Here is a 12527-nt window from a genome sequence, read left to right as displayed (position 1 = left end):
GACACAGAGACTTTTGGAAGTGAAGCAGTCATGTCCAAGCGAATCGACGTAAGCGGGCTCACCGCTTTCTACGGCTCACACAAGGCGATCGAAGACATCTCGATGACGGTCGAGCCCCGTTCGGTGACGGCCTTCATCGGCCCCTCCGGCTGCGGCAAGTCGACGTTCCTGCGCACGCTCAACCGTATGCACGAGGTCACGTCCGGCGGCCGCGTCGAGGGCAAGGTCCTCCTGGACGACGAGGACCTCTACGGCCACGGTATCGACCCGGTGTCGGTCCGCCGCGAGATCGGCATGGTCTTCCAGCGGCCGAACCCGTTCCCGACGATGTCGATCTTCGACAACGTGGCGGCGGGCCTGCGCCTGAACGGCAGCTACAAGAAGAGCGAGCTGTCGGACGTGGTGGAGAAGTCCCTCAAGGGCGCGAACCTCTGGAACGAGGTCAAGGACCGCCTGAACAAGCCGGGTTCGGGCCTGTCGGGCGGCCAGCAGCAGCGCCTGTGCATCGCGCGGGCGATCGCGGTCGAACCGAAGGTCCTCCTCATGGACGAGCCCTGCTCGGCCCTGGACCCCATCTCGACCCTGGCCATCGAGGACCTGATCGGCGAGCTGAAGGAACGCTTCACGATCGTCATCGTGACGCACAACATGCAGCAGGCGGCCCGCGTCTCGGACCGCACGGCCTTCTTCAACCTCGCGGCGGTCGGCCAGCCCGGCCGCCTGATCGAGATCGACGACACGGAGCGCATCTTCTCCAACCCGTCGGTCCAGGCCACGGAGGACTACATCTCGGGCCGCTTCGGCTAGACACCGGCGCGCCAAAAACCCCTCGCGGTGCTGCATGGCGGTGCCACCGCGAGGCCGAAAAGGGCCCGCCCCTGGCTCCCGGGGGCGGGCCCGTTCGTCTTACGTTGCCTGCCCACCCACCCACCCGACTCGGTGGGCCGAGAGGTGCCCCCTCGGGGGCCGTTCGTTTGCGCGGGCGAGTGGGGGTGCGCGTTCCCGCTTTCCCACCCGCCCACCCGTTTGCGGTCGGCCGAGAGGTGACCGATTCAAGACACCCGGGGTCACCTGACGGCCTAGCTTCTTGGCGCGGGTCAGTGGGAGTGCACGCCCGTACTTTCCCACCCGCCCACCTGTTTACGGTCGGCCGAGAGGTGACCGTTTCAAGCGACTTGAGTCAGGTGTCTTGAATCGCCCACCTCTTGACCCACCGTAAACGGGTGGGTGGGTGGGAACGGGGGGCCAGGGGGCGAAGCCCCCGGCATACAGCGGCACGGCGCCTACAGAACAGCCAGGTCCACAACCCAGAACGCCAGCGCCGCCACAATCGCCGCCGCCGGCATCGTGATGAACCACCCCATCACGATGTTCTTGGCAACACCCCACCGAACGGCCTTGACCCGCTTCGTCGCCCCGACACCCATGATCGCCGAGGTGATGACATGCGTCGTCGACACCGGCGCCTTGAAGAGATACGCCGTGGTGAACATGATCGCCGCACCGGTCGTCTCCGCCGCGAACCCCTGCGGCGGATCCAGCTCGATGATCTTCCGCCCCAGCGTCCGCATGATCCGCCACCCGCCCGCGTACGTCCCCAACGACAGCATCAACGCGCAGACGATCTTCACCCAGACCGGAATCGGATCGCCGTAGGTCGAGTGGCCGGAAATCACCAGGGCCATCACCACGATGCCCATGGTCTTCTGCGCGTCCTGAAGACCGTGCCCGAGCGCCATCCCCGCGGCCGAGACGGTCTGAGCGATACGGAATCCCCGCTTCGCCTTGTGCGGATTGGCCCGCCGGAAGATCCACATGATCGCCGTCATCACCAGATAACCGCCGACCAGACCGACCACCGGCGACACGAACATCGGCACGACGACCTTGTCGACGACCCCGTGCCAGATGACGTCCGTACCGCCCGCGAGCGCGGCCCCCACCATCCCGCCGAACAACGCGTGCGAGGACGACGACGGCAGCCCGAAGTACCAGGTGACCAGGTTCCAGGTGATCGCGCCGATCAACGCCGCGAAGAGGATCCCCATCCCCTTCGACCCCTCGGGCGTCTCGATCAGCCCCTCACTCACCGTCTTGGCGACCCCGGAACCGAGAAAAGCACCCGCGAGATTCATCACGGCGGCCATGGCGAGCGCCGCGCGCGGAGTCAGCGCCCGGGTCGAGACCGACGTAGCGATGGCGTTCGCGGAGTCGTGGAAACCGTTCGTGTACGTGAAAAAGAGCGCGACCAGAATGGTCACGACCAGAGCGAAGGTGTCCATGGAGAGGTCAGGACTCCTTGACGGCGATGGTCTCCACCGTGTTCGCCACGTGCTCGAACGCGTCCGCCGCTTCCTCCAGCACATCCACGATCTGCTTGAGCTTCAGCACCTCGATGGCCTCGTACTTGCCGTTGAAGAGCATGGCCAGCAGCTTGCGGTGGATCTGGTCGGCCTGGTTCTCCAGCCGGTTGACCTCGATCCAGTACTCGGTGAGGTTGTCCATCGTGCGCAGGTTGGGCATGGCCTCGGCGGTGAGCTCCGCCGCCCGCGCCAGCACCTCGATCTGCTGCTCGACGCCCTTGGGCAGTTCCTCCACGTTGTAGAGGACGACCAGGTCGACGGCCTCCTCCATGAAGTCCATGATGTCGTCGAGGCAGGAAGCGAGGTTGTAGATGTCCTCGCGGTCGAAGGGCGTGATGAAGGAGGAGTTCAGCTGATGGAAGATCGCGTGCGTGGCATCGTCACCGGCGTGTTCCGCGGCCCGCATACGCTCTGCGATCTCGGCCCGGCCGGCGGTGTCCGCCCCGAGCAGTTCCATGAGGAGTTTCGAGCCCGTGACGATGTTGTCCGCGGACGCGGCGAACATGTCGTAGAAGCTCGTCTCCCTGGGGGTCAGACGAAAGCGCACAAGGGGTCCTCGGGATGCATGGGTTTCGGTCAGGCTGATGCTAAGTGCATCATCCGGCCACGGCTAATGGGCCGTCCCCCAGTGTCGCCCATCAGGCACAGTGATCCGCACGGGGGCGTACCAAGGGCCCTATACCCAGCAAAGTTCGTTACGATATACCCACTAGGGGTATATGTCTGGAGGACGCGATGGACGCGATGACGACCACCGAGGCCGGCGCGGCGGCAGCGCCCTCCGAACCGACGCGCGAGCCGGTCGACGAGGTGACCCAGGAACCGGTCACGCACGGTTACCACCACCAGAAGGACGAGCACCTCAAACGCCTGCGCCGGATCGAGGGCCAGGTCCGCGGCCTGCAACGCATGGTCGACGAGGACGTCTACTGCATCGACATACTCACCCAGGTGTCCGCCTCCACGAAGGCCTTGCAGTCGTTCGCGCTGCAACTCCTGGAGGAGCACCTGCGGCACTGCGTCGCCGACGCGGCGATCAAGGGCGGCGAGGAGATCGACGCGAAGGTCGACGAGGCGACGAAGGCGATCGCCCGACTCCTCCGCACCTAGGGCCTGTCGGGGATGTCCCGTTCCTCGGCGACCTTCAGCACCTCGTCGATGCTCTCCAGGCTGAGCCGGTCCTCGGCGGCCGAGGCCGCGATGATCAGGTCTCCGCACAGCTCGATCTCGGCGAGGGCCACGTGGTCCTGAACTGCCGTACCGCCGACCGGAGCCACGTGCATCACCTCTTCTCTGCCGACACCGACTTCCTAGAGTAGGGAGCGGTCTACACAACGCGCATGGCACGGACGGGCTAGTCCTCACCCCGACCCACACCGACCGTTTCAGGTCACTTCTCGGCGATCTGCCCGGCGTAGATGTCCTTCGACGCCGGAAGTCGTACGTCCACGGGGGCCCCGAAGTCGTACAGCAACGTCGTCGAGGTGACCGCCACCGGGTTGTGGCGCTGCCCGTTGACGAAGCTGAACCGCTGCCCCAGCTTGCGGACGCGCCCCTGGTCGTCGAGGTAGACGTCGAAGGGCACGCGGGCGGTGGCGAACCCTTTCGCCGCCGACCGCAGAGCCGCCTCGTTCCCCGCTGACGCGCTCCGCGCGGCGACGGCGAGATCGGCGACCCCCCGATAGTGACGCACGGAGGCCCCGGCCACCTCCGTCTTCCCCAGATCCGTCGCCGTAGTCGTCCCGCGCAGCAACTCGGCGGCGGCGTACGGGTCGGTGGCGCCGCCGGTCACGAGGTTGCCGTCGGTCAGCGTCCCGGTGTCGACCCGTACCCATTTGTCGGCGGGCACCCCGGCGCCCCGGTTCTTCATGAACAGGGCGCCCGGCGCGAGGAGTTCGGTGATCGGCCGGTGCTCACTGGCGCCGGCCGGGTCCTGCGGGAGCTGCACCTTCAGCCGGCCGAGCTGGCGGCGGAAGTCGTAGACGCCCTCGCCGCGGATGGTCACGCGGGTGCCGCCGGTGGCCATCTCCATGGACGTACGGGCCTGTGAACTCCCCGCCGCCGCAAGGGAGTCGGCGGCGCGCCGCACCACCGCGACCGCGTCACCGCCGCCGCGCGCGTCCGCGGTCGCCACCCCGTCACCGGCGCCGCATCCACCGGTGCCGACACAGACCCCGACCATGAGCCCCGCCGCGACGACCGCCCCGCCCGCGCGCCTCTGCTGCCGCTCCATAGCCTGCCGTACCCCCGTACGTCGTCACGGGCCCTGTCGTTCCGCTTAACGACGGGTGGATGGGCCCGTCACGCGTTGTGGCGGCCGTACAACCGCCCTATGACCGTCGCGCGACCGCCATACGAGCGCTTTACCCGGGCTCGGTACCTTGGTCGATGTGGCGCAGCAGGACGAACGACAGGCTCCCCCCGTACATCCCGAACATCACACGACGACGGTCGAACAGGGTCCCTTCTGCTTCGCCCGCTGCGTCTGCGGCTGGCGGGGTCCGGCGAGACGGGCGAGAAGCCAGGCCAGGACGGATGCCGCGGGGCATCCGCCTGTTCCGAACCTGTGACATGCGCACGAGAACTTGTGGGGTCCGGCCCGTATCTCACTTGACGGAACCCCACAGGAGGCGAAATGGAACGGCGTTCGTTCATAGGCGGCGGCGTGGCCGCGATAGCGGCGGTCGCGACCACCGCGTGCAACGGCAAGAACACCGGCGGCGGTGCCCCGACCGCCACGGCGACCAACGCCTCCAGCTCGACAGGCACGACCGGCACGACCGGCCTGCGCACCACCACCGCAGCCGCCGCGGCCAACTGGGCCGCCCTGGCCCGTGAGCTGGACGGCACCCTGGTCCGCCCCGGTGACGCCTCCTGGAAGACGGCCCACCAGCTCTACAACACCCGCTTCGACGCCCTGAAGCCGGCCGCGGTGGCGTACGTCGCGAACCCCGACGACATCCGCTCGGTCCTCTCCTACGCCCGCGCCCACAACATCCGCGTCGCGATCCGCAACGGCGGCCACTCCTACGCCGGCTACTCCTCCGGCGACGGCCGCCTCATCCTCGACGTGTCGAAGCTGAACAAGATCCGGGCGAGCGGTTCCTCCGCGGTCGTCGGCGCCGGCGCCAAGCTGATCGACGTGTACCGGGGCCTCGCCGCGAAGGGCGTCACGATCCCCGCCGGTTCCTGCCCGACGGTCGGCGTCTCCGGCCTCACCCTGGGCGGCGGCCACGGCGTGGTCTCCCGGGCGTACGGCCTGACCTGCGACAGCCTCACGCAGGCCACGCTGATCACGGCGGACGGCAAGCAGCTGGTCGCCAACTCCACTGAGAACAAAGACCTGTTCTGGGCGCTGCGCGGCGCGGGCAACGGCAACTTCGGCGTGGTGACGGAGCTCCAGTTCAAGACCCACCCCGCGCCCCAGGCCGTATCGGGCTATCTGACCTGGCCGTCGTCGATGGCGGCGGCCGTGGTGAAGGCCTGGCAGGAGTGGGGCCCGGACCAGCCCGACGAGATCTGGTCGTCCTGCCACCTGACGAACACACCCGGCGGCACGCCCCGCGTCTCGGTCGCGGCCTTCTCCCTCGGCACCTACAACGAACTCCAGAACGCGGTCGACAAGCTGGCCCACCTGGTCGGCGGCAACGCGTCGAGCGTCTCGCTGAAGCGGCACACGTACGAGGAGTCGATGGAGGCGTACGCGGGCTGCACGTCCTTCTCGACGGACGCCCAGTGCCACCTGCCGGGCTCGACCCCGGGCCGTTCCCCGCAGGGCGCGCTGGCGCGGGAGACCTACGTGGGCCGCTCCGACTTCTTCGACCGCTCGATCTCGGCCACGGGCATCCAGACGATGCTCAACCAGATGAAGGCGGTCCGCGGCAACTCCGGCGACATCGCCCTGACGGCCCTCGGCGGCGCGGTCAACCGCGTCTCCCCCACGGCAACGGCCTTCGTCCACCGCCGCTCCCGCATCCTGGCCCAGTACATAGTCTCCTGGCCCTCCGGCACGGCCGGCACATCAGCCCAGTCCTGGCTGACGTCCTTCCACAACGCCATGAAGCCCTACGCCTCCGGCGCGGCCTACCAGAACTACACAGACCCGACTCTCACCAACTGGCGCAAGGCGTACTACGGCGACGCGTCCACCCGCCTGGCAACCCTGAAGAAGCAGTACGACCCGACCCACTTCTTCACGTACCCGCAGGGGTTGTAGGCGGGGCTGAGCAAGGGTGCGAAATCGGCTCCGGTCCGGCAACACCCCCAGGGGCGCGGGACCGTATCCATCCGCGGCTCCGCCGCGCGGGCGCGACCACCCAGGGGGAAGAAGTCAGCCACGGTTCGACAACCCCCTAAGGGGCGCGGGGCTGTATCCATCCGCGGCTCCGCCGCGCGAGCGCGACAAGCCACCCGTACCCCGTCACCCCGCCCCACCCCAACCCCCTCAGGGGCGCGGGGAACTGCGCGACCAGCCACAACGCACCCGCAGCCAACGAACCGACCCCCAGGCGGAGCCTTACGCAGCGAGGTCCCGCTCCTCGGTACCGGACGACTCGCTACGAGCCCCCGGAATCAAGGCATCCCGCCCCACCCCCCGCGCACCGGCCGACCGAACCACCCACCCACCCCACGCCGACCCCTCAACCGCCTTGAGCACCGGCGTGAGCAGAGCCATGGCAACCGGCGACAGAAGCAGAGCGACAGCCGTACCCAGCGCGAACCCACCGATCACGTCGGTCGGATAGTGCACGCCCATGTAGACCCGGCAGAACCCTTCGAGCAGCGCGAGCCCGATCCCGACCACCCCGAACCGCCGATCCGCGACGAACAGCGCGACCCCCATCGCCATGGTGATGGTCGCGTGATCGCTCACGAACGAGTAGTCGGTCTTCCCGGAGATCAGCACATCGAGCCCGGTGTGGTCGAGGAACGGCCGGGGCCGCTCCACGAACCCGCGGATGGGCACGTTCACGAGGACGGCGAGCGAAGCGGCGAGCGGCGCCCACACCAGCGCGGCCACGGACGACGCGGAGTCCTCGCCCCCACGCCGCCGCACGGACCACCAGCACCCCACCACGAGCAGCACCATCGCGACGAGCAACCCGTACTCCCCGACGAACTCCATGCCGCGGTCGAACCAGTGCGGTGCGTCCTTGGCGAGCCCATTGATGTCGTAGAGCAGATCGACGTCGGGATTCGACCCGGATTCGGCGAGTACAGCCATGGTGCTGCGGCTCCTTCGTCGTAGTTCCGGGCGCACCTCTCGTGCGCATTACTGAACAGGAACGCACGGTCCCGGTTAATACGTTCCACCCTCCACCGAATGATCACTCAGACGTTATCGAAGAGAGACTCATCGCCGCAGCTCAGGGGGTGGGTTCACGCTCGGTTCACACCGTCGTGGGGAGCGCTTTCGCGCCATCTTCGGTGACCCGGGTGGCGCCGAAGTAATCAGGGGTGTCAATGGGGTCGAATCGGATCACAGCACCCGTCCGGGGCGCGTCGATCATGTACCCGCCGCCGACATAAATCCCCACATGCCGGATGGCCCGGGAATTGGTGAGGTCGTCCGAGAAGAACACCAGATCTCCCGGAAGCAATTCGGCCCGCTGCGGATGCGGTCCCGCGTTGTACTGATCGTTCGCGACGCGCGGCAGCGTGATCCCCGCCTGGGCGAACGCGGCCTTGGTCAGCCCCGAGCAGTCGAACCGCCCGTCCTGGTCGGCGGTGCCGTTACCGCCCCACAGATACGGCGTGCCGAGCTTGGTCTGGGCGTAGGTGATGGCGGTCGCGGCCTGCTCGGAGGGATCGACCCGGCTGACGGGCGCGGCGAAGCTCTGCGAGAGCGTCGTGATCGTCTTCACGTAGTTCTTGGTCTCGGAGTACGGCGGCACGCCCCCGTACTTGATGACCGCGTACGCCCCCGCGTTGTACGAGGCGAGCATGTTCGCGGTCTGGTTCCCCGGCACGTCCTTCACGTACTTGGCGAGCTCGCAGTCGTAGGTCGCGGCCGACGGGATCGCGTCATTCGGATCCCATACGTTGCGTACGCCGTCGCCGTTGGCGTCGATCCCGTGCGTGGCCCAGGTCCCGGGGATGAACTGCGCTATCCCCTCGGCCTTCGCCGGGCTCTTCGCGTTCGGGTTGAACCCGCTCTCCTGGTACAGCTGGGCGGCGAGCAGCGCGGGGTTGAGGGCGGGGCAGAGGTTGCCCCACTTCTGCACGAGCGCCGAGTACGCCGTCGGCACCGCGCCCTTGGCGAGCGCGACGCTCCCGCCACCGGCCCCGTTCACGAGGTTCCCGGCGACGAGGTAGACCCCGACGACGAGCAGCATCACAAAGCTGAGCCCGAGCCCAGCCGCGACCCCACCGGCCACCCATACTTTTCGCACGGCTCAACCCTCCCCCATGTCAGCCCTGTTCAAGGCCATTTCGGGGCAGGGTGGCGGCATTTCGCCGTGCTTCCACCACATCTGACGCGTATTCAGCGAGTCACACCCACCGCACACCGCGCCTTACAGCACCGCATTACGGGCGAGTCGTACGACCGCGGGCCAACCGCCCCACTACGGGTCGGTCGTCGCGTCCTTGTACAACTCGGCCGCCTCTTTCCCGAACACGACGCTGTACGAGATGTCCGGTGTCAGCCCGCCCTGCTCATGCCCGCCGATGACACCCACGACCTGCTGGTCCCCGTTGATCCAGGGACTGCCACTGGTGCCGCCGGTGAAGCCGGGGCAGTCGATGCGCTGCTGGGTGCCGCTGTGCTGGGTGGGCTTGTTCGTGCAGCTGATGGGCTGGTCGGTCGCGGAGGGATACCCGGTGATCGTCACCGCCGTGGCCCCGGTCGCCGTCCCGGTCGTGAACCGGTCGGCCCCGACCACGTCCTCGATGTTCTTGCCGCCGACCTCGACGAGCGTGGCGAACCCGATGTCGCTGTCCTCGGCCTGCCCCTTGGCCCACCCGTCCGGCAGGAACCGCTTCTCGACCTTCCACACCCCGTACGGCGCCTTGCCGTCCCGGTAACCGGGGACGAACACGTCGCCGGGGTCACCGTCCAGACAGTGGGCCGCGCTGACGATGAGGTTGTGCCCCGCGCTGTGCACCACGGACGCGGTGCAGTGGTGCCCCCCGGCGAGGCTGGTGGCATGGGCCGCCCCGAACAGGGCGCCGACCCGCACGCTCTGCTTGCTCACCTCGGTCACGGTGGTCACACCGAAGGGCCCGGGGCCGTCGTCGGCGGTCGCCACAGAGGCGGAGGTCAGTGCCAGCGTCACCACGGCGACGAACAGCGCGTACCTACGGTTGCCCGCGAGGCGAGCGGAACGGGAGATGCGTGAGCTGCGCTTCATCGGGCCCCACTCTGTCCCACAAAGGTGAGAAAGGACGTCGACGTTTACTGAAATTTCGCTGTGAACAGCGCGTTCGCGCTCAGGTCGACGTTTGGTCCGGCGGTCTGTCCACCGTACTGTCCGTCCGTCCCTCCCGCCTCTCCTGCGCGATACTCGTCGTCTCCCCGGCACCCGACGAAGGAAACCCCCCGTGTCTGACATCCCCCCCGACCTCACCTGGGAACGAGCCGCCCCGCCGGACGCGACGGGCCCCGGCCCCTGGATCGAGCTCGCCTTCGGCCCGGGCGACGACGGCGAGGCCCCGGTCTACATCCGCGAGACCAGCGACCCGGAGAACGTCGTCACCACCAACCGCCGCAAGTGGGACGCCTTCGTACTCGGCGTACAGGCAGGCGAGTTCGACCACTTCGTGGAGGGAGTGGAGGGCGTGGAGGACACGACGGACCCAACACCCCCGGAAATCAAGGAACTCGGGCCGGATGCACCGAATACTCCGGGGACTCCGGGGACTCCGGGGACTCCGGGGACTCCGGATGCATAGAAGCCGCGTCTACGCCCTCCTGATCGACACCCCGGGCCCGGAGGCCGCCGCCGCGGCGGCCTTCTGGTCGGCGGCACTCGGCACCCCGGCGGAACCGGTCCCCGGAGAGGAGCAGTTCACAACGCTCCACGAGGCAATTCCCGGCCTGGTCACGGCGATTCAGGCCATCGACGACCCCGACCCGCGCTTCCACATCGACATCGAGACCGACGACGTGGAGGCGGAAACGGCCCGCCTGCTCACCCTCGGCGCGACCGAGACCGCCCGCTGGCTGGAGTGCCGAGTGCTGCGCGCCCCCGGCGGCCACCTGCTCTGCGTCCTGCCGGTGCACAGCGACCCCGAGGTCTTCAACACCCGTGCGCGCACCTGGAGTTAGCGCGCGGCACTCACCAGCGGGAACACCACTCCCGTAAGCCCCTCCGACGCCTCCCACAACCGCTCCGCCGCCTCCACGTCACTCGCCGCCGGGCTCCGCCCCACCAGCGTCGGCGCCCCGCGCATCTCCATCGGCCCGCTCGGGCCGGCGAAACTCGCGCCCGGAAGATCCTGGGTCGCCACGAAGAGCGTCGGCAGGGCGCCGCCCTTGTCGTCCTGGGCGAGGACCTTGTTGCCCGCGGCCATGAGGACGCGCGAGACCGGGTTCGCCGTATGGCTCTGGAGGTTGGTCGCCGCCCAGCCCGGGTGGGCCGCGAGGGAGCGGACGCGTGAGCCCGACTCCGTGAGCCTGCGCTGGAGTTCGAGCGTGAAGAGCAGGTTGGCGAGCTTGGACTGGGAGTACGCGCGCTGCGGGCTGTAGATCCCGTCCAGGTTCAGGTTCTCGAAGTGGATGATGCCGTCGCCCATCCGGTGCGCGCCGGAGGAGACGGTCACCACCCGGTCGGTGATGTGCGGCAGCAGCAGGTTCGTGAGGGCGAAGTGGCCCAGGTGGTTCGTGCCGAGCTGCATCTCGAAGCCGTCGCGCGTCCGCCGCTCGGGGAGCATCATCACGCCGGCGTTGTTGACGAGCAGGTCGAGCGGCCGGTCCCAGCCCTCGGCGAACTCCCGCACGGACGCCAGATCCGCGAGATCCAGCCGCCGCACCTCCGTGCTCCCGCTCACCTTGGCCGCCGCGGCCCGCCCCCGCTCAAGGTCCCGCACGGCGAACACGACGTGCGCGCCCGCACGGGCCAGCTCGGCGGCGGCCGCGAACCCGATCCCGCTGTTGGCCCCGGTGACGACGGCGGTACGCCCGGAGAGATCAGGAATCCGCCCGACACCCCACTTGACCTTGCTCTTGCCCTTGCTGCTGCCGATGGTCCTGTCCGTGTTGTCCATGCCTCCCAATGTAGGCAACGCCAACAATGCTGTCAATGACAACAATGGTGACGGTGACAACAATGTCGGCATCGACAACATCGGGATACGATGCTTCGTATGCCTGTACGCCCCTATCACCACGGAGACCTGCGCTCCGCCCTGCTCGCGAGCGCGGAGCGCACCCTGCTGGAGAAGGGGGTGGCCGCACTGTCCCTGCGCGAACTGGCCCGCGACGTCGGCGTGAGCCACGCGGCCCCCGGCCGCCACTTCAAGGACAAGCAGGCCCTGGTGGACGCCTTGGCCCTGACCGGCTTCGAGCGCATGGCGAGAGACCTGACCGCCGCGGACAGCCCCGACCTCCCCCTCGAAGCCCGCCTCACCGAACTGGCCAGGACCTACGTCCACTTCGCGGTCTCGAACGCCGAGTTGGTGGAGGTCATGTACTCCCGCAAGCACGACGCGGACATCTCCGAGCAGCTCCGTGCGGCGGTGGACGGCACGACCAACCAGTTCGTACAGATCGTCATCGACGCCCAGGAACGCGGCGAGATGATCCCCGGCACCCCCTGGACCATCGCCCTGGTCATCGGCGCCGCCCTCCACGGCACAGCCTCCTTCGCAGCCCAGGGCACCCTCACCCCAGAGGCAGCGGTAGCCGACATCCCCGCCCTGATCCACCACTTGCTGAACGGTTTGACACCCCGCGAGAACTAGCAGCGAACGGCGACCACTTGGCGCCGGTTCAGAGCAACCCCCTCAGAGGCGCGGGACTGTGTCGATATGCGGTTCCGCCGCGCGGGCGCGCCCAGCCCCCACCCACCCGCACCCCGCAACAACCGAACCACCCACCCCGAACCCGGCAGGCAACCCCAGTCAACGCGCGTCCCGCTGTGAAGTTCCCGTGGAGAGAGTCAAGCCCGAGCCATCCCCACCCCATCCCGCAGCCACTGATCAGCAATCCCCCAACCCCCTTGA

The 12527-nt window shown here is 68.4% G+C and carries 15 protein-coding genes; 7 read left to right on the top strand and 8 right to left on the bottom strand.

The features are described from left to right. Window positions 1-30: 30 nt before the first annotated feature. Window positions 31-807: a phosphate ABC transporter ATP-binding protein PstB gene (gene pstB / locus OG194_RS24875; protein WP_033281351.1), complete on the top strand. Its 777-nt coding sequence runs from the start codon at window positions 31-33 to the stop codon at window positions 805-807. A gap of 476 nt (window positions 808-1283) precedes the next feature. Here the strand turns inward: pstB and OG194_RS24870 are convergent, their stop codons facing one another. Further along, the gene (locus OG194_RS24870) at window positions 1284-2282 is read right to left on the bottom strand and encodes an inorganic phosphate transporter (protein WP_327403008.1); all 999 of its coding nucleotides are present in this window, start codon (window positions 2280-2282) and stop codon (window positions 1284-1286) included. 7 nt (window positions 2283-2289) lie between these two features. Then, window positions 2290-2910: a DUF47 domain-containing protein gene (locus OG194_RS24865; RefSeq protein WP_026151758.1), complete on the bottom strand. Its 621-nt coding sequence runs from the start codon at window positions 2908-2910 to the stop codon at window positions 2290-2292. A gap of 197 nt (window positions 2911-3107) precedes the next feature. Here OG194_RS24865 and OG194_RS24860 point away from each other — a divergent pair, with 197 nt between their 5' ends. Continuing rightward, complete coding sequence (locus tag OG194_RS24860; protein ID WP_327407198.1) at window positions 3108-3473, top strand: metal-sensitive transcriptional regulator; 366 nt, start codon at window positions 3108-3110, stop codon at window positions 3471-3473. Here OG194_RS24860 and OG194_RS24855 read toward each other — a convergent pair. Both OG194_RS24855 and OG194_RS24850 read right to left on the bottom strand, forming a co-directional pair. Next, a complete protein-coding gene (locus OG194_RS24855) occupies window positions 3470-3646 on the bottom strand; it encodes a hypothetical protein (RefSeq protein ID WP_327403007.1) in 177 nt (58 codons plus the stop codon). The genes OG194_RS24860 and OG194_RS24855 overlap by 4 nt on opposite strands. 107 nt (window positions 3647-3753) lie before the next feature. Next, the gene (locus tag OG194_RS24850) at window positions 3754-4596 is read right to left on the bottom strand and encodes a hypothetical protein (protein ID WP_327403006.1); all 843 of its coding nucleotides are present in this window, start codon (window positions 4594-4596) and stop codon (window positions 3754-3756) included. A 157-nt stretch (window positions 4597-4753) separates the two neighbouring features. Between OG194_RS24850 and OG194_RS24845 the strand changes: the two genes are divergently transcribed. Both OG194_RS24845 and OG194_RS24840 read left to right on the top strand, forming a co-directional pair. Then, window positions 4754-4933: a hypothetical protein gene (locus tag OG194_RS24845; RefSeq protein WP_327403005.1), complete on the top strand. Its 180-nt coding sequence runs from the start codon at window positions 4754-4756 to the stop codon at window positions 4931-4933. A gap of 65 nt (window positions 4934-4998) precedes the next feature. After that, a complete protein-coding gene (locus OG194_RS24840; protein ID WP_327403004.1) occupies window positions 4999-6579 on the top strand; it encodes an FAD-binding oxidoreductase in 1581 nt (526 codons plus the stop codon). A 300-nt stretch (window positions 6580-6879) separates the two neighbouring features. Here OG194_RS24840 and OG194_RS24835 read toward each other — a convergent pair whose 3' ends face one another. The 3 genes from OG194_RS24835 to OG194_RS24825 form a co-directional block, all read right to left on the bottom strand. Next, on the bottom strand, window positions 6880-7587 hold the full coding sequence (locus OG194_RS24835) for a phosphatase PAP2 family protein (protein ID WP_327403003.1): 708 nt from the start codon (window positions 7585-7587) through the stop codon (window positions 6880-6882). Window positions 7588-7753: 166 nt separating this feature from the next. Beyond that, complete coding sequence (locus OG194_RS24830; RefSeq protein ID WP_327407197.1) at window positions 7754-8698, bottom strand: bifunctional lytic transglycosylase/C40 family peptidase; 945 nt, start codon at window positions 8696-8698, stop codon at window positions 7754-7756. Window positions 8699-8929: 231 nt separating this feature from the next. After that, window positions 8930-9715: a trypsin-like serine peptidase gene (locus tag OG194_RS24825; RefSeq protein WP_327403002.1), complete on the bottom strand. Its 786-nt coding sequence runs from the start codon at window positions 9713-9715 to the stop codon at window positions 8930-8932. A 190-nt stretch (window positions 9716-9905) separates the two neighbouring features. Between OG194_RS24825 and OG194_RS24820 the strand changes: the two genes are divergently transcribed. Both OG194_RS24820 and OG194_RS24815 read left to right on the top strand, forming a co-directional pair. Next, window positions 9906-10256 carry a DUF397 domain-containing protein gene (locus tag OG194_RS24820; protein WP_442811621.1) on the top strand — a complete coding sequence of 117 codons (351 nt, stop codon included), beginning with the start codon at window positions 9906-9908 and terminating at the stop codon, window positions 10254-10256. Beyond that, on the top strand, window positions 10249-10632 hold the full coding sequence (locus tag OG194_RS24815; RefSeq protein WP_327403001.1) for a VOC family protein: 384 nt from the start codon (window positions 10249-10251) through the stop codon (window positions 10630-10632). Before OG194_RS24820 ends, OG194_RS24815 begins: the two co-directional genes overlap by 8 nt. Here OG194_RS24815 and OG194_RS24810 read toward each other — a convergent pair. Beyond that, on the bottom strand, window positions 10629-11570 hold the full coding sequence (locus OG194_RS24810) for an oxidoreductase (protein WP_327403000.1): 942 nt from the start codon (window positions 11568-11570) through the stop codon (window positions 10629-10631). The genes OG194_RS24815 and OG194_RS24810 overlap by 4 nt on opposite strands. A 99-nt stretch (window positions 11571-11669) precedes the next feature. Between OG194_RS24810 and OG194_RS24805 the strand changes: the two genes are divergently transcribed. After that, complete coding sequence (locus tag OG194_RS24805; RefSeq protein WP_327402999.1) at window positions 11670-12266, top strand: TetR/AcrR family transcriptional regulator; 597 nt, start codon at window positions 11670-11672, stop codon at window positions 12264-12266. Window positions 12267-12527: the final 261 nt, after the last annotated feature.

This window comes from Streptomyces sp. NBC_01288 (assembly GCF_035982055.1).
In the GTDB taxonomy this organism is placed as follows: domain Bacteria; phylum Actinomycetota; class Actinomycetes; order Streptomycetales; family Streptomycetaceae; genus Streptomyces.
Note: the sequence above shows the minus strand (reverse complement) of the source record. Positions and strands in the feature narration are given on the sequence as shown.

What these genes read in the sequence shown, in the direction of transcription:
- pstB (WP_033281351.1), top strand. Translation starts at nt 31, where the DNA reads ATGTCCAAGCGAATCGACGTAAGCGGGCTCACCGCTTTCTACGGCTCA.
- OG194_RS24870 (WP_327403008.1), bottom strand. Translation starts at nt 2,282, where the DNA reads ATGGACACCTTCGCTCTGGTCGTGACCATTCTGGTCGCGCTCTTTTTC.
- OG194_RS24860 (WP_327407198.1), top strand. Translation starts at nt 3,108, where the DNA reads ATGACGACCACCGAGGCCGGCGCGGCGGCAGCGCCCTCCGAACCGACG.
- OG194_RS24855 (WP_327403007.1), bottom strand. Translation starts at nt 3,646, where the DNA reads ATGCACGTGGCTCCGGTCGGCGGTACGGCAGTTCAGGACCACGTGGCC.
- OG194_RS24850 (WP_327403006.1), bottom strand. Translation starts at nt 4,596, where the DNA reads ATGGAGCGGCAGCAGAGGCGCGCGGGCGGGGCGGTCGTCGCGGCGGGG.
- OG194_RS24840 (WP_327403004.1), top strand. Translation starts at nt 4,999, where the DNA reads ATGGAACGGCGTTCGTTCATAGGCGGCGGCGTGGCCGCGATAGCGGCG.
- OG194_RS24835 (WP_327403003.1), bottom strand. Translation starts at nt 7,587, where the DNA reads ATGGCTGTACTCGCCGAATCCGGGTCGAATCCCGACGTCGATCTGCTC.
- OG194_RS24830 (WP_327407197.1), bottom strand. Translation starts at nt 8,698, where the DNA reads ATGCTGCTCGTCGTCGGGGTCTACCTCGTCGCCGGGAACCTCGTGAAC.
- OG194_RS24825 (WP_327403002.1), bottom strand. Translation starts at nt 9,715, where the DNA reads ATGAAGCGCAGCTCACGCATCTCCCGTTCCGCTCGCCTCGCGGGCAAC.
- OG194_RS24815 (WP_327403001.1), top strand. Translation starts at nt 10,249, where the DNA reads ATGCATAGAAGCCGCGTCTACGCCCTCCTGATCGACACCCCGGGCCCG.
- OG194_RS24810 (WP_327403000.1), bottom strand. Translation starts at nt 11,570, where the DNA reads ATGGACAACACGGACAGGACCATCGGCAGCAGCAAGGGCAAGAGCAAG.
- OG194_RS24805 (WP_327402999.1), top strand. Translation starts at nt 11,670, where the DNA reads ATGCCTGTACGCCCCTATCACCACGGAGACCTGCGCTCCGCCCTGCTC.